The organism is Bacteroidota bacterium, assembly GCA_016720935.1.
Taxonomy (GTDB): Bacteria; Bacteroidota; Bacteroidia; order AKYH767-A; family 2013-40CM-41-45; genus JADKJP01.
The window spans coordinates 427,955-444,339 of record JADKJP010000002.1 but is presented as its reverse complement, the minus strand read 5'-3'; the positions used below and the strand labels follow the sequence as shown (position 1 = coordinate 444,339).

Annotated in this window: 18 protein-coding genes; 11 read left to right on the top strand and 7 right to left on the bottom strand. The window is 39.5% G+C overall.

The genetic code is table 11. The features are described 5' to 3' along the window. Nucleotides 1–34 precede the first annotated feature (34 nt). From IPP86_02015 to IPP86_02005, 3 genes are all read right to left on the bottom strand, one after another. Complete coding sequence (locus IPP86_02015) at nucleotides 35–448, bottom strand: YeeE/YedE family protein (GenBank protein MBL0137290.1); 414 nt, start codon at nucleotides 446–448, stop codon at nucleotides 35–37. Between the two features lie 12 nt (nucleotides 449–460). After that, complete coding sequence (locus IPP86_02010) at nucleotides 461–1,066, bottom strand: YeeE/YedE family protein (GenBank protein MBL0137289.1); 606 nt, start codon at nucleotides 1,064–1,066, stop codon at nucleotides 461–463. A 227-nt stretch (nucleotides 1,067–1,293) separates the two neighbouring features. Beyond that, on the bottom strand, nucleotides 1,294–2,559 hold the full coding sequence (locus IPP86_02005) for an NAD(P)/FAD-dependent oxidoreductase (protein ID MBL0137288.1): 1,266 nt from the start codon (nucleotides 2,557–2,559) through the stop codon (nucleotides 1,294–1,296). A 206-nt stretch (nucleotides 2,560–2,765) separates the two neighbouring features. Here IPP86_02005 and IPP86_02000 point away from each other — a divergent pair, with 206 nt between their 5' ends. From IPP86_02000 to IPP86_01965, 8 genes are all read left to right on the top strand, one after another. Further along, nucleotides 2,766–3,059, top strand: coding sequence for a helix-turn-helix transcriptional regulator (locus IPP86_02000; GenBank protein ID MBL0137287.1), 294 nt, complete (start codon nucleotides 2,766–2,768; stop codon nucleotides 3,057–3,059). Between the two features lie 167 nt (nucleotides 3,060–3,226). Continuing rightward, entirely contained in the window at nucleotides 3,227–4,021 is a 795-nt protein-coding gene (locus tag IPP86_01995; protein ID MBL0137286.1) for a sulfite exporter TauE/SafE family protein, read from the top strand. 148 nt (nucleotides 4,022–4,169) lie between these two features. Further along, the gene (locus tag IPP86_01990; protein MBL0137285.1) at nucleotides 4,170–5,561 is read left to right on the top strand and encodes an MBL fold metallo-hydrolase; all 1,392 of its coding nucleotides are present in this window, start codon (nucleotides 4,170–4,172) and stop codon (nucleotides 5,559–5,561) included. Nucleotides 5,562–5,724: 163 nt separating this feature from the next. Continuing rightward, nucleotides 5,725–6,132: a rhodanese-like domain-containing protein gene (locus IPP86_01985; GenBank protein ID MBL0137284.1), complete on the top strand. Its 408-nt coding sequence runs from the start codon at nucleotides 5,725–5,727 to the stop codon at nucleotides 6,130–6,132. Then, entirely contained in the window at nucleotides 6,129–6,332 is a 204-nt protein-coding gene (locus IPP86_01980) for a hypothetical protein (GenBank protein ID MBL0137283.1), read from the top strand. Before IPP86_01985 ends, IPP86_01980 begins: the two co-directional genes overlap by 4 nt. Nucleotides 6,333–6,376: 44 nt before the next feature. After that, nucleotides 6,377–7,975 carry a T9SS type A sorting domain-containing protein gene (locus IPP86_01975; protein MBL0137282.1) on the top strand — a complete coding sequence of 533 codons (1,599 nt, stop codon included), beginning with the start codon at nucleotides 6,377–6,379 and terminating at the stop codon, nucleotides 7,973–7,975. Between the two features lie 2 nt (nucleotides 7,976–7,977). After that, nucleotides 7,978–8,274 (top strand): thioredoxin, encoded by a 297-nt coding sequence (gene trxA / locus IPP86_01970; GenBank protein ID MBL0137281.1) that lies wholly within the window; start codon nucleotides 7,978–7,980, stop codon nucleotides 8,272–8,274. A 65-nt stretch (nucleotides 8,275–8,339) separates the two neighbouring features. Continuing rightward, nucleotides 8,340–8,963 (top strand): peroxiredoxin, encoded by a 624-nt coding sequence (locus IPP86_01965; GenBank protein MBL0137280.1) that lies wholly within the window; start codon nucleotides 8,340–8,342, stop codon nucleotides 8,961–8,963. 108 nt (nucleotides 8,964–9,071) lie between these two features. Here the strand turns inward: IPP86_01965 and IPP86_01960 are convergent, their stop codons facing one another. After that, entirely contained in the window at nucleotides 9,072–9,281 is a 210-nt protein-coding gene (locus tag IPP86_01960; protein ID MBL0137279.1) for a DUF2132 domain-containing protein, read from the bottom strand. Between the two features lie 319 nt (nucleotides 9,282–9,600). On the opposite strand from IPP86_01960, the gene IPP86_01955 reads away from it, so the two are divergent. The 3 genes from IPP86_01955 to IPP86_01945 all read left to right on the top strand — a co-directional run bounded on the left by IPP86_01955 (nucleotide 9,601) and on the right by IPP86_01945 (nucleotide 11,748). Beyond that, a complete protein-coding gene (locus IPP86_01955) occupies nucleotides 9,601–9,984 on the top strand; it encodes a VOC family protein (protein MBL0137278.1) in 384 nt (127 codons plus the stop codon). A 133-nt stretch (nucleotides 9,985–10,117) separates the two neighbouring features. Further along, nucleotides 10,118–10,474, top strand: a complete 357-nt coding sequence (locus tag IPP86_01950) for a transcription initiation protein (protein MBL0137277.1) — start codon at nucleotides 10,118–10,120, stop codon at nucleotides 10,472–10,474. 41 nt (nucleotides 10,475–10,515) lie between these two features. Next, entirely contained in the window at nucleotides 10,516–11,748 is a 1,233-nt protein-coding gene (locus IPP86_01945; protein ID MBL0137276.1) for an RNA polymerase subunit sigma, read from the top strand. 10 nt (nucleotides 11,749–11,758) lie between these two features. Here IPP86_01945 and IPP86_01940 read toward each other — a convergent pair whose 3' ends face one another. The 3 genes from IPP86_01940 to IPP86_01930 all read right to left on the bottom strand — a co-directional run bounded on the left by IPP86_01940 (nucleotide 11,759) and on the right by IPP86_01930 (nucleotide 16,364). Further along, nucleotides 11,759–14,083 carry a T9SS type A sorting domain-containing protein gene (locus tag IPP86_01940; GenBank protein ID MBL0137275.1) on the bottom strand — a complete coding sequence of 775 codons (2,325 nt, stop codon included), beginning with the start codon at nucleotides 14,081–14,083 and terminating at the stop codon, nucleotides 11,759–11,761. A gap of 1,075 nt (nucleotides 14,084–15,158) precedes the next feature. Continuing rightward, a complete protein-coding gene (locus IPP86_01935; GenBank protein MBL0137274.1) occupies nucleotides 15,159–15,986 on the bottom strand; it encodes a hypothetical protein in 828 nt (275 codons plus the stop codon). A 153-nt stretch (nucleotides 15,987–16,139) separates the two neighbouring features. After that, nucleotides 16,140–16,364, bottom strand: coding sequence for a hypothetical protein (locus tag IPP86_01930; protein ID MBL0137273.1), 225 nt, complete (start codon nucleotides 16,362–16,364; stop codon nucleotides 16,140–16,142). Between the last annotated feature and the right edge of the window lie 21 nt (nucleotides 16,365–16,385).

Here is a 16,385-nt window from a genome sequence, read left to right as displayed (position 1 = left end):
GGCCCACACAATTATTCATTATGAAAAAAGCAAACTAATGCGGCAAACGTTTGCGAAGCATTCCGTAAACAAATGTGCCGGTCATTGCAGCAAGAAGATAAACGACAAAAACAGTATATCCGGCACCCAGAAGGATGAACATCGGTGCAGGGCAAGCTCCTGCAATTGCCCAACCCAATCCGAAGATAAAACCTCCGATGAGATAGCGTGGTATAGTTTTGTTTTTATCGCGAATGACTATTTTATTTCCTTCAACAGTTTTCATTTCCATCATCTTGATCATTTGAACAAGAAGAATTCCAACAGCGATAGCCGAACCGATGATTCCGAACATGTGGAAATTCTGGAAGTGAAACATTTCATAAATGCGGAACCAGGAAACTGCTTCACTCTTGTATAAAGTGAAACCGAGCAGCATTCCAATAAATATATAACGGGACATTTTCATATGCAGAGAGGTTTAGTGTATCCAGGGAAAAATAAGAGGGAAGATCAGCCAGGTCATTACAAGTCCGCCCATGAAGAAGCCGACTACAGCAATGAGAGATGGTAATTGAAGAGCGGACAAACCACTGATTGCGTGGCCGGAAGTACATCCACCTGCGTAACGTGCACCAAAGCCGACAAGGAATCCGCCACCGGCGATGATGAGCAGTCCGCGCCAGGTGAACAGGTATTGCCAGTCATAGAAGTAAGGAACCAATGGAACTTTTCCATTTTCGACATTAAAACCCATTTCGTTGAGGCTGTTTACTGTTGCCTGGGAAACGTGCGCTATATTTCCGCCAACGGGAACAAAATAATGTGCCGCCAGGTAACCGCCAAAGACGGCACCAAGAGCTACCATCAGGTTCCATCCACCGGAGACCCAATCGAATTTAAAAAACTCATTGATTTCTCCCGCGCCATCTGCGGCACACATAATGCGGAAGTTTTCAGATATCCCAAACTCGTGTCCGAGGTATAGTAAGAGGAACATGAGTATCGCCAGTAAAGGACCAGAAACATACCAGGGCCATGGCTGGGAGATGATTTCTTTTAGATGAAGGAGGAATTCGGGGACCATATGATTGGTGATTGTTGATTGTTGATTGTTGATTGGTGATTGGTGATTGCAGATTGGTGATTGTAGATTGGTGATTGTAGATTGGTGATTGTAGATTGGTGATTGCAGATTGGTGATCTACTATTTAACTGAATTAATTATTAACTTGTTTCGTCTTAAAATTATTAAGAATTAAGAATTAAGAACTAGGAACTCATAATTCTTAATTCATAACTCATAATTCAATCTCACATCCTCCCTTTCATCATCATATTCCAGTACAGCCAGGGGAGGCCGTATTTTTTAAGTATCCACATACTCCATTTTGATTTTGTGGTATCCACAAATCGTTTGAGTAATGGATCGCTGTCGCGGATGTTATCGTATTTGAATTCGCACAATAGCATTTCTCCATAGCCTGTGACAATCGGGCAGGAAGAGTAGCCGCTGTATTGATGTTCGCCAAATGATTGATTGTTCATCAGGCGTAGGATATTTTCAACGACAACAGGGGCTTGCTTGCGGATAGCTGCACCGGTTTTGGCAGTAGGCAATGCAGCAGAATCACCGATACCAAATACGTTCTTATACTTCGGATGTTGCAAAGTATGAATGTCCACTTCGAGCCAGCCTTTATTCACTCCATCAGCATAAGCAAAAGGAGATTGTTTGATAAAGTCCGGAGCGGATTGTGGGGGTGCGAGGTGCAACATTTCGTAAGGAATCGTAATCAGATCCGGAGCTGTGGCCACTTCAGAAATTTTTGCATTCATTTCAATCGCTGTTGGGCCCGGATTAGGATTCACATAACGAAAAGTGATTTCTTTTTTCTTTGAGTCAATAAGTACAGGTGCATAGAACGGTTTGAAAACGATCTGACGCTTTTTGATAATTTCAGTAAGTGTATCAGCGAATACTTTAACGCCGAAAATTACTGAGCCCGGTGTAGCGAAGATGACATTGGATTTATCGCGCAGGTGATGCTTCCGCAAATAATCTTCTGTCAGATACATGATTTTCTGAGGGGCACCTCCGCAGCGGATTGGAGTAGTCGGTTGTGTAAAGACAGCATTTCCGCCTTTGAAGTTTTTAAGAACGCGAAATGTTTTTTCAGGATCAAGATAATTGCTACAGACAAAATCTGTTTCCAAAGCTTCCTTTAGTCCTGGCAATGCTTCTAAATCATTTTGTATTCCCGGGCTCAACACGAGATAATCGTACCCGATTTGTCCGCTCGCTTTAGTATTGACAATATTTTTTTCCGGTTCAAAAGTGGTAGCGAAATCGCGGATCCATTCAACTCCGGGGGGGATCAGTTTTGCTTCATCTCGACGGGTAGATCGGAAATTAAAAGTACCCGCTCCAACCAATGTCCATGCGGGCTGATACCAATGGTCTGTTCTTGGTTCCAGAATTGCAATGGACAATTTGTTGTTTTTTCTTTTGAGTTGAGCTGCTGTCATAATTCCACCGGTTCCGCCGCCGATGATCACTACGTTGAATTGCTTTTTCATAATGTTGAATTTACGCTTCAAAAGTACTCCGGCCAGAAAAGAAGCACTGTGACTGCAGTCATGTGTTGCACTGCATTTACTCAGTATTCAAAGATATAAATATAAATTTCATTACTTTATATTATTGAATTACAGCTATTTACATAGCATTTGATTAAGATCATATTGACATATGAAAATATGTTCATATATTTGCATTGTCAATTATGAAACTCACAAAAAATAAATTGGAAAAGGCTGCCTACATCCTTAAAACCATTGCCCACCCGACACGTTTATCGATTATTCATTTATTGGAAGAAAATGATCGTTTGTCGGTGAATGAGCTGTGTTCAGTATTAGGCTGTGAACAATCGCTTGTTTCGCATCATTTATCCAATATGCGTATCAAGGGTCTGCTAAAATCCGAAAGAGAAGGAATTAATATTTATTATTCCCTGAAAGAAAAGGAGCTGGCAAAGATTGTTTCAGTGATTGAACATTGTCATTGCAATATGTAAGAAGGGACAGGGGACGAGGGACGTTGGCATATACATCGGTCTAATATATGAATATATGTTCATGTGCTTGTATGATAAAGGGGGCGACGGGGATCGGGACGAGGGACGCAACGGAGTAAGTAAATAAATAACGAATAACGAACAACCAAAAACGAACAACGAATAGCATGCTTGTAATCCTTGGATACATCCTTGCAGTACTGATCGGACTCAGTCTTGGCCTTATTGGCGGGGGTGGTTCTATCCTTACCGTACCGGTTCTGGTGTATTGCACGGGGATTGCAGCTGTGCCGGCTACCTCCTATTCTCTTTTCGTTGTAGGAGTGACCAGTGCTGTAGGTGCCGCGAATTATGCGCGTAAAGATTTGATACATATCCGTACTGCCTTGTTATTTGGGATCCCTTCCATCATTGTCGTGTACATCATGCGGCATTTTATAGTTCCGCTATTACCGGAAACGTTTTTTACTCTGGGTAACTGGATCTTTACCAAGAATATTTTCATCCTGATATTGTTTGCTATCCTGATGATTGTTGCCTCCATTTCAATGATCAGAAAAAAGGTCATTCATGAACAGGAAAACACAACACATACTTCGAAAGATTCCTTTCGGATCTTTCTTCAGGGAATTGGAGTTGGAATTATCACAGGACTTGTGGGAGCAGGAGGAGGTTTTCTGATTGTTCCTGCGCTGGTATTTCTGGCACGTTTACCGATAAAAATTGCGATTGGCACTTCCCTGCTGATCATTGCATCCAATGCTCTGATTGGCTTTATCGGGGATTACGGTCATCAGATCATCGACTGGCGTTTTCTTGCAATTTTCTCCGGGCTTGCCATCGCGGGAATGTTCATTGGCACGTCTCTTTCCAGAAAAATTGATAATCGTCTGTTAAGGCCGCTTTTCGGGTGGTTTGTACTGGCAATGGGAATTTACATTTTAATCAGAGAAACACTCTAAAAATCGATCATTTCAACTCAAATAATTTAAGTATCGGAATGCCAGATTCATTCAAATTAGCAGATTTAAAACTGATAAATGTCATCGGTAAAATCATCAGAATTCTCTACTATTATTCGTTAAATCTAACCTTAAAAATCATATGACCATGTACGTACAACAATTGTATACAAGTTGTCTCGCTGAGGCAGCATATTACATTGAATCCAATGGCGAAGCGGCAATCATTGATCCTTTGCGTGAAACTGAACCGTATATTAAGTTAGCAAAGGAACGTGGCGCAACCATTAAATATGTTTTTGAAACACACTTTCACGCTGACTTTGTATCCGGGCATATTGACCTGGCAAAAAAGACAGGAGCGAAAATTGTTTATGGTCCTTCGGCAAAAGCTGAATATGATATCACTGTCGCCACAGACGGACAATTTTTCCCATTGGGGGATATAAAAATTGAAGTCTTGCATACTCCCGGACACACACTGGAATCTTCCTGTTTCCTGATGTATGATGATCACAATGTTCCATATGCTTGTTTCACCGGTGATACTTTGTTTGTGGGAGAAGTAGGTCGTCCTGATCTTGCCGTAAAGAGTGATTTATCAAGAGAGGATCTGGCAGGGTTGCTGTTTGAATCCATTCAGAAGAAAATAAACACACTTCCTGATGATGTGATCGTATATCCCGGACATGGTGCGGGATCAGCCTGTGGTAAAAACATCGGCACAGAAACCTGGAGTACAATCGGAATGCAGAAGAAATTAAACTACGCAATGCAACCAATGAGTAAGCAGGAATTCATTCATGTAGTAACCGATGGTTTGACAGAGCCTCCAAAGTATTTCTTTGTTGATGCTGCGATTAATAAAAAAGGATATGAGCCTATTGACGAAGTAATGAAAAGAAATGTCCATAAGCTTTCTCTCGAGGAATTTGAAACTGTAGTGAGCACCGGGGTTACTATCCTGGATGCAAGGGAAGCGGATGTATTTGAAAAAGGGTTTATTCCTGATTCTATTAACATAGGATTAAATGGACAATATGCAGTTTGGGTAGGCTCCCTCATTGATTCTAAGGATCCACTGGTACTTGTTACAGATGAAGGAAAAGAGGAAGAAGCGGTGCTTCGTCTAGCACGTGTTGGTTATGAAAATGTAAAAGGATATCTGAAAGGCGGATTTAAAGCCTGGAAAGATTCCGGAAGAAAAGTTGATCATATTGAAGTAATGCATCCGATCACTTTTGAAAAGCAATATTCGCCGGAAGAGCATGTTATTGATGTTCGTAATGAAGGTGAATGGGCCGGTGGTGTGATCGAAGGAGCACAACTCATTCCATTGACACGATTGACTAAAGAATTTGGTATTCTGGATAAGAACAAGAAATATTATGTGCATTGTGCCGGGGGTTACCGTAGTATGATGGCTTGTTCTATCCTGAGAAAAAACGGATACAGGAACGTCGTGAATATCACCGGTGGAATTAACCTGATGAAGGAGACAAATTACAAGCTGGTCATTCCTCCAAACGTATTTGCTTAAGAAGTCAAAATGAACATGCTGCGAATGTTCGCATTCCACGGGGGTAACAGGTTCAATTATATACAACTTTCATTGTACTTTTGAACCTGTTCTTTCCCGGACTATCAATGACAAAATAATTTCTCCATAATATTCAATCATCATTTTTATTTACCCTCTCAAAATGAAAAAAATAAAATTGTTATCCCTCTTCCTTGTATTGAGTTTAGCCGGTGGAACAATCGCCTGTCAGCAAGGAACTAAATCAAACAATGAAATTAATACTGTATCAGCAACAGATTTTAAAAGTCTCGTTGATCAGCAAAGCGGCATTATCCTCGATGTTCGAACACCTGAAGAATTTGCTGAAGGTCATATACCCGGCGCAATTAACATGGATGTAAATGGACCAAATTTTAAAGACGAAGTTGGAAAACTCGATAAAGGGAAAGCTTATGAAGTTTATTGCCGCTCTGGTAAACGAAGCCTCAAAGCATCTGAGATGATGCAGTCCGAAGGATTTACAAAAGTAACCAATCTGGACGGCGGAATTATGGGCTGGCAGGAGAAAGGATACCCGGTAGAGAAATGACTTTGTTTCTAAAATACAAATGGACACTGGCAGGTGTACTCCTCGGATCAATAGCAGGTTATCTTTACTGGAATTATGTCGGTTGCGCCAATGGCACCTGCATGATCACTTCAGTATGGTACAGAAGCACTTTGTATGGTGCATTATTAGGCGGTTTATTCGCAAATACCTTTTCTACTCCGAAGGAAACTAAAAGTTGAAACTACTACAGTTAACAATATTTTCTTCTTCAATTTAATACGAAATGAAAAATTTCCTTTTGGCAATTTTCATTATGCTTCAGACCGTTGGAATTTTTGCCACCGCACCGGAAATCTTCCGAATAGAACTTGAAGAAGATACAATACCGGGGATGCCCGGACTGCAGTCCTTTGTGCATGCACAATTTGATGGCAAGTGGTTATTCATTGGTGGCCGGACAGACGGTTTACATCGAAGACAACCTTTTGCTTCATTTGATCCCGTTGCAAACAATACAAATATTTATGTAATTGATCCTGTTCAAAAACAAGTTTGGTCAACAACACTTGCAGGATTATCCGATGGACTGATTGAACAATTACAAAGTACGAACATGGAGTTCATCCAGCATGATGATAATTTGTATGTCATAGGGGGATATGGTTATAGTACAATTTCTGCTGATCATATTACTTTTCCGAATCTGACTATCATCGATGTACCCAATACTATTGATGCAATTATTAATGGGAATACAATCGTACCCTATTTTCGTCAGATAACGGACCAGAGGATGGCCGTTACCGGAGGATATCTGGGCAGATTAGATACAGTGATGTACCTTGTTTGTGGACAGCGTTTTGACGGCCGGTACAATCCAATGGGTATGGCAACCTATACACAGGTTTACACGAGTGAAATCCGTAAATTCACAATTAGTGAAATTGGAGGTAACTTGTCTGTTCAAAATTATACAGCTATTCAGGATACAGCGAATCTGCATCGCCGGGATTATAACATGCTGCCTCAGGTATTTCCAAATGGAGAAAAAGGATTTACCATTTTCAGCGGGGTGTTTCAGCCCAATCAGGATTTACCCTGGTTAAATACAATAGACCTTACCGCAAATGGATACAATGTACGTCCGGATTTCAATCAATATCTGAATCAATACCACACTGCAAAAGCCGCACTTTGGGATTCCGCCGCCAATACAATGCATTCCATTTTCTTTGGTGGAATGAGCCGATATACATTAGACACAACAACAAACACACTGGTTGATGATATCAATGTCCCGTTTGTGAAAACAATTAGTTTGATTACGCGATTCGAAAATGATTCTGCAGTTGAATACAAATTGCCCGTGGAGATGCCTGCATTGCTTGGAAGCAGCGCAGAATTCATCCCGGTAATTCAAACAGATGATGAAATCATCCGTCTGAACTCTCTACCCTTCTCAAGAATTCAAATAGGAACAATCGCCGGAGGCATCGAAAGTTCTCTGCCCAATATTTTCTTCATTAATACCGGAGCAGAAAGTGTCGCTTCTTCAAGAGTTTTTAAAGTTTTCTTAATCAAGGAGAGTACTACAGGATCAGGAAGCATTGCAACTCCTGAAGATGCATTTCAGGTACAGATTTTTCCGAACCCTTCAGAATCAGACGTAACAATCGCCATTAATACAAGGATCAGGGGTAATTTATCTGTATTGATTTATAATGAAAACGGGAAGTTACTCGAAACCCTGCAGAATGGATTGGTACAACCCGGACAATTACGTTATACATGGAAATCTCTCGACTATCCAACAGGGAAGTATTTATGTAAGATCCGGTCAGGATTGATTACACAGACTGAATATATTCTTCTAAACAAATAATCATGGCAAAATTTTCAGAAATAATAAACTCGGGAAAGCCTGTACTCGTTGATTTTAGCGCATCATGGTGCGGGCCCTGCAAGATGATGAATCCTATTCTGCTTGAATTAGCAAACAAGCTTGGTGAAAAAGCGATTATTTTGAAAATTGATGTTGATGAGCAACCTCAGGCTGCGGCACATTATGAAGTACAAAGCGTACCAACTTTGCTATTATTTAAAGATGGTCAAATTAAATGGAGACAGTCAGGAGTGATTCCTTCAAACATTCTTGAACAAATTATTCTTCAGAATAGCTAATTTACATTATTATTTTAACCCCATTTAAACTTCATCCTATGGAATTCAATGAACCCCTGAACACCATGCCACGTATTGGTGACAAGGCGCCGGATTTTTCAGCAACGACCACACAAGGTCCTCTAAAGTTTTCAGAATATAATAAAGGTAGCTGGGTGATTTTTTTCAGCCATCCTGCTGACTTTACACCTGTTTGTACTACTGAGCTGACACTTTTCGCTCAGGAGGAAGAAAATTTTAAAAAGATGAATACGAAATTACTCGGTTTGAGTATTGACAGTATTCATTCACACATTGCCTGGATCAACAATGTGAAAAAAAACATGGGAGTAACCATGCGTTTCCCGTTGATTGCAGATATTGACATGAAAATTTCCAAATTGTACGGAATGCTTCAGCCGGGAGAAAGTGAAACTGCTGCCGTACGCGCCGTATTTTATATTGATCCAACGGGAAAAATCAGACTGATCATGTATTACCCTTTGAATGTTGGGCGAAACATGGACGAAATTATTCGTGTACTGAACGCGCTACAGGCAACTGATGTTCACAAACTCGCTTGTCCTGTGAACTGGAAACCGGGAGCTAAATTTATTGTTCCTCCACCAAAAACTGTAAAGGACATGGAAGAGCGCGAGAAGAGCAATTACGAAATGGTTGATTTTTATCTGGCGAAGACTTCAGTTTAGAAAATCAGGTTTTCCCGCAAAGACTCAAAAGGCGCAAAGATTATTTACTTTGCGCCTTTCCCTTTTAAGCAATTGATTTAACAGATTAATTTCAGGTCTGGTTTAAAATCAGGAAATCAGGCTGACGTATAGCTCTTCAACTTTTTTTCTTGCCCATGGTGTTTTACGAAGAAAAGTCAGACTTGATTTTATACTTGGATTGACGCGAAAACAATTGATGGGAATGATTGATCCTAATTCATCCCAGCCGAAGTGTTCAACGAGGTGATTTAAAATTGCTTCCAACGTTTTTCCGTGGAGTGGATCATTGCTTGTCATTTTATTGATGATTGTAGATTGAGGATTGTAGATTGGGGATTGTTGATTGTAGATTGCTGATTTTAGATTGCAGATTTGATAATCAGGGGGCAATGTAGTAATTAGGTTGTTCCGGTGGGCGCCGGGATTATCCTTAAAAGAATCAAATCTATTAACAAATTTTAACCCGGCGACTAGAGTAAAAACATCTTTAAATTTTTTCGTTTAGGATGATATAGGTTAATTTTAAAAAATAATTTATCATTGATGTCCAATGGTTGCATCCCTGATCGTCATAGACATATAATCTCAACTATTAACCTTAAAATTTTACAAAATCATGGATTCTACAACAAATGCACTGAATTGGTTTGAAATTTCCGTTTCGGATATCAAACGCGCCAGGAAATTTTACGAAACTGTTTTTGAAATTGAAATGCCTGTGCAGGAAATGATGGGAATGCAAATGGCCTTTTTTCCTGCTGAGGACATGAATGGAAAAGTTTCCGGCGGGCTGGTTCAGGGTCCAATGCATAAGCCGAGTGCGGATGGGGCGAAAATTTACCTAAATGGAAACCCGGATCTTTCGAATGCTTTGGGAAAAATTGAAAAAGCGGGTGGGAAAGTCATGATGCCGAAAACAAAAATCAGCGACGATATTGGTTACATGGCTTTTTTCACGGACTCTGAAGGTAATGCACTTGCCCTGCATTCCAATAAATAAGTCATTCGCCAAAAAGGATTTGGCATCTAAATCCGTTTCAAAAAACACGAGGAATTTGATCTTTCAATCTGCAGATTCCTTCGTGTTTTTTTTATCAGGAATTTCTAATTAAACTTATAATCAAAATACAGTCATGAAAGAATTTCTATTGATATTCAGAAGAGAAAACCCTACACGTGAGACTCAGCCTTCACCGGAACAAATGCAGGCCATGATGAAACCCTGGCAAGACTGGATTGGTAGCATTGCTGCGCAAAACAAATTATCCAGTCCGGGCAACCGGTTGGACAGTGATGGCCGCGTAGTGAAACCAAACAATGTAATTACGAACGGCCCTTACGCTGAAATTAAAGAGGCTATTGGTGGATACATTGTTGTGAAAGCCAATAATCTCGACGAAGCCACACAATTGGCCAGTGGTTGTCCGATATTTTCAGTTGGTGGAAATGTCGAAGTAAGGACGATAGTCCCCATGGATGAAAACAATTGACCTAATTAAACCTCCTGAAATATCGGGAGGTTTGCTTTTTTATGCAGGACCAGGATCACATACCACATTTATTCAGAACTGAATACAGAAAGATTATCTCTGTATTGTGTAAGCATTTTGGTTTTGAGCACCTTGAAACAGCGGAAGATCTGGTGAGCGACACTTTTTTATTAGCGGCAGAAACCTGGGGATTGAAAGGATTGCCAAAAAATCCAACAGGCTGGCTCTATACTGTTGCAAGAAATAAAATGCTGGATGTGATCCGTCGTGAAAAATTATTCAATGAAAAAATTGCTCCCACGATTAAACAGGAGCAAGCTTCTTTTCAGGAAACAGCGATTGACTGGTCGGCACAAAATATCAATGACAGCCAATTGCAAATGATGTTCGCGATCTGTACGCCGGCAATTTCCGCAGAGTCACAGATTGGCTTGGCACTGAGTATCCTTTGCGGATTTGGCACAGAAGAAATCGCGGATGCATTTTTAAGTGGCAAAGACACTATTTACAAAAGGCTTTCACGGGCTAAAGAGAAATTACGAGCTGAAAAAATCAAAATTGAATTTCCATCCAATACAGAAATTCATTTGCGTCTGGAGAATGTACTTACTACCCTTTACCTGCTTTTCAGCGAAGGGTATTATTCTACTTCTCAAAATACCATTTTACGTAAAGAGTTATGCGTTGAGGCCATGCGTCTGACATTAATGTTGACTGAAAATGAATTCACCAATATGCCGTCAGTTAATGCTTTGCTTTCTCTCATGTGTTTTCATGCATCTCGTTTTGACGCGCGAATCAATCCCAACGGGGAAATTGTCTTGTACGAGGAACAGGATGAAAAATTGTGGAACCAGGAATTGATTGCTAAAGGTGAAATGTATCTCACACGTGCTTCTAAGGGAAAACGATTGTCAAAATATCATCTTGAAGCTGCAATTGCTTATTGGCACACACAGAAAACCGATTCGGTTGAAAAGTGGGAAAACATTCTCCAGTTGTATAACCGATTGTTGCAGCTTGAATATTCTCCGATGGCTGCATTGAATAGAACTTACGCTTTATCTAAAGCGAATGGAAAAACAGAAGCTATTAAAGAAGCAGAAAAACTGAATTTAGACGATAATCATTTGTACCACACTTTGCTTGGAAACCTTTACCAGGCAATCGATATTCAAAAAGCATTGGACCATTTGCGCAGAGCTTTATCACTTGCAAAAACGGCTGCAGACAAAGCAATTATTTCTTCGAGTATTTCACGTCTCAGCAATTAATCAAATCAGATTATCGGGTGTGGTTTACCAATAAGGATATCCTTCTTATTGTCTGAGAATCTTCACCAACCAGTTGAAGCATATAAACTCCATTAGCTATGTCAGACAAGTTGATATGGAATTCAGCGCCTTTAAACTTTTCATAAATGAGTTGTTGGCCGGTTAATGTAAACAGTGTGTAATGGATTGGTTCAGTTGATGCCCATGTGTTAAGAACAGTAACCACGTTGACAATTGGATTGGGGTACGCCATAACATCCGGTTCATTTAAAATTGTCTGAACACTTGTAGGCTGATCTACAACACTAAATGTATCACACAAATTACAGTTGTTGGCATCGGTAACACAAACACTATATGTACCTGAAATCAAATTTTGAAGATCCTGAGTCATCATTGAGTCTGACCATGCATATTGAAATGCAGGAGTTCCTCCTGTAACAGTCAGATCGATGCTTCCATTGGCACATGCAATACAAGTGGTGTTTACAACACTGCCGGAAATTGAAATTGGCAAAGGGTCAACCAATGAAAAAGAGATTGTATCTGTGCATGTCATACTATCGGTCGCCACAACAGTGTATGTTCCCATACACAAACCCGTAATGAGCGGGCCTGACTGGGTTGGATTTGTAAGCCATGAATAATTTATCGGTCCTTGACCTGTAGCCGTTGAGAGTGCAATACCATCACAAGATCCGGCACATTTTGGATTTGTTGGAGTAACAGTATTCAGCAGTTGGATTGGATTTGTAATTGTAATTGCAGCGGTTGATTGACAGCTTCTTGAATCTGTAACTGTGACAATATAGGAACCCGCGCACAAACCTGATGCGGTTGCCTGTGATTGAACAGGGTTTGTTGACCAGGAATAAGTAAAGGGTCCATGACCGGTTACAACAGCATTTGCGGTTGCGTTGCACTCACCAAAACAGTTTATTGGTGTGGCAACAAAAAGCTGACTTGCACAAAAATTTCCCGGGACAATTTTTGCGACAAAAATATCCAGAAGGGTATCTCCTATTAGATTAATTGAGTCAAAAACGCAGGAATCAACAAATTCACCACAAACATTAATATTTCCGGTCATATCAGTTCCTACACCTCTGCCTCTATCGTTTCCAAGTCCACCGAACGATCGCACCCAGTTCAGGTTTGATCCGTCCGCAGTGTAGCTGGCGATAAATACATCCGCGAAACCATTTGATACTACGCTATCAGCTCCAAATATTCCGGTAGTAGCGTAATCACCGATTACAAAAACATTTCCGGAAGTGTCGTGGGAAATTCCTCTGCCAATATCGTTTTCTTCTCCACCGCCGGATACAACCCACAAATTATTTCCGGAACTATCGTATGCAGCAAGGAACATGTCTAAATTTCCTTTTGAATAAGCCATGTTGTTACCAAAGTGTCCGGATTGAAATTCGCCGGTGATTAGTATTTGACCATTTACGTTCTTAGTGATATCCCATGCCCTGTCAAAACCTGTATCTCCGGCCTGAATAGCCCAACTCAACGTTCCGTTGACATCAAATTTGGAAAGAAATATATCAGTATGTCCATTTCCATGAAGTGTAACAGAAGGAGAAAACTGAGCAGTTCCGGCAAAATATCCGGTAAGATAGACAGCTCCATTGTGATCGCTGACAACACCATAAGCTTTGTCGCTATCTGTTCCACCTATTCGTCTTGCCCATTGAAAATTTCCGAGAGGATCAAATTTGACTAACATACCGTCATAGTCACCTGCTGTTGTGAAAAGAAAAGTAGAATCGTAGTATGTGTCCCCTTTAGTTGCTCCACATGCATACACATTGCCCATCTCATCACAAGTCACTCCGTAGCCTCTGGTTTGTAAAAAGCCTCCGACACTGATATTGCGAACCCAGGCGATAGTTCCTGCAGTATCGTATTTAGCGATGAACATATTGTTGACACCGGGACCATTTGTTACTTTCATAATACCATCCCAATAACATGTATCGTCAAATTCACCAACGACAAACAAATTCCCCAATCCGTCCAGGGTGATGGATTGGATTTTATCTCCTCCTTTACCTCCTGCCACTTTGGCCCAGATCAAATTTCCATTCGGATTATATTTTGCAAGAAAAATATCATGTATTCCTGCGGAACTCAGGATTATTCCATTTCCAAAATTCGCGTCAAATTCTATCTGCCCTGCGACATATGTATTTCCAGCGGAATCTGCGACCAGATCGTAACCTTCGTCAAACCCTTCACTTTGTATACTTTTTGACCATTGAAAAGTTTGCGCCAGTAATAAACCCGGAGCAAGAAGAAAGGCGGCAATCATCAATTTTCTAAACATCAATTAAATACAATTAAATATATTATTATAAATTCAAACGAGGTTGCTATCAGCGAAAATGGCAGCGTAAATTTTATTTCTCTAAATCAAAAAGAACCTATAAGGTTGATTTCAGATAAATCAAAGTATTTGCGTACTTCAATTGAAAATAACTTTTTCTCAGTTTTGTAAGTTTATCTTCCAGGAGATTAATTCTTTTTGTCTGATTCTTTATCAGCTCGTTTTTTAAACGCATGGCATTAATAACCTCCTCGCTATTCATCTTTCTTTTTATTAAACTGATTACACAAAACTTATTTTACCAATTGCATAAAGTGTATTGTATTAACCAATTTTGAGCGATACAAAATATCTATAAAACTCTGTGTCTGAATTTACAATCAAGGGAATATTTACTTTCAAATCTTTGAAGCAAATAAGGAAAATTCATTTCGGGAATTTTATTCAAGCATTGAGGAAACAAACTTGGAAAGAACACTTGTTTGTTATCGCTCAAAACGGGCTAATTTCATTTATGATTTTCAGGCAATTATTTTTGCTTGTGGGTATATTTTTTTCCAGACATCCAGTGAGGAAAGCTTATTGATTACAATCATTGTTTTGTGATCAAGTCTGACTTTAATTCGTTCAGTGAATTTGTCAATGTTTTGCGGAATAATCTTTTTTTGTTTCATACTTCAGAATATTGATACTATTTCAAAATTAAAAATGCTGATTTCAATTTCATTTGCCCGGTAGATGACACCATTTTCATATCCGGTATAAATTGAATTATTCATCAAATGTGAGGACAATGGAGTTGAAATGTGTTACATAATTTCACCGGATTGTTACATAATTCACATTCATTTTCATCAATTTCTTTCAAGGAAAAGCACAGAAAACACCTGAATATTCGTCAAAAAGGCAGTTTAACTTAATATTCCAGGAATCTGATTACAGTTATAATAGAAGAATTTTCGCGCTTCAATACATGAAGCAGACTTTAAATTCCGAATGAGGTTCGCTTTTTGAAAATAAAAAAAACATACATGCGAATCAATCACATGTATGTTCATTTATAAACCCTATTCACTTATCTTACTGCTATATTGGTTTTAAGGCCCCACATTTCAACCATTGCTTTTTCTTCTTTTTGATTAGGAATAGTTTTGTATTCAAAAACGATTTTCTTCAAACTTCTTTCACCGCCATTCAGATCGATAATCTTACTTGCTGTACCATTGAGAACAGGAGAATTCACGGCTATTTTTTGGTTATCACCTGATTCATAGAAAACTTCGAGACTGATCAACTGAATTGAAGCTTCGGAAACTCTGAATTGGATGGATGCGAAACGATCAGCTCCGACAACTACAAATTCGTCATGATCCCTGACAAAATCAACAGATCTTGATCCTATTTTGTGCCAGCCTTTTTTATCGCTTAAAACAACACTAGGAGCTTGCATAGATGAAGCTTCCGCTTTTCCCTGTTTGTCAAGATTTGTTTTTTGTCCCCAAATTTCAACATGAGCCTTTTCATCCTTTGCATTTGCAAGTGTTTTGTATACAAAGACAACTTTTTTAAGGTTTCGTTCTCCACCATTGAGGTCAATTACTCGGCTTGATTCACCTGCATTCAACCGGGTACGCAACGCGAGATCTTGTTTATCACCACTTTCGTAATACACTTCAATTGAAACCAATTCAATAGCTGCTTCATCTACTTTAAATTGTAAGGCTGAAAATCGATCCGCTACCATGACCATAACTTCATCACGATCTTTTTTAAAATCGACTGTTCTCTCTCCGATTTTATGCCATCCTGTTTTATCACTTAGTACAACAGCGGGTGTTTGGGCACTTGCGATTGAAATTCCTCCCCACAAAGTAAGGAATGCCAACTGGATTAGTTTTTTCATTTTTAAAAATATTAGTTTGTTAAATTTATTGTTGATTATGATGGCAAAGGTCCTCAGGATTGATGGGAAGATCGTTACACAATTAAATTTTTTCCTTACACCATTCACACATTTTCTTCTTAAAAATCGGGTTTCAGGAGTACCGGAATTTATTTAAAATCCCGATTTAGCCACTTTTGTCCCGAATTTCTCGTGAGCATTAAGATCCTGCTTGCTATGAGCTGTTTCATATTCGTAAATTAGTTCTCCAGGAATAAAATACTGCTCCAGACAAGCTGCTACAATATTGTAGCGACGAATCACCTTACCGGGTTTCAACTGAGCCTTACGGGACATCAGTTCTCTGAACTTCTTATAACCTTCGTATGTAGTGTCCATAATTATTATTTTTTTAAGTAA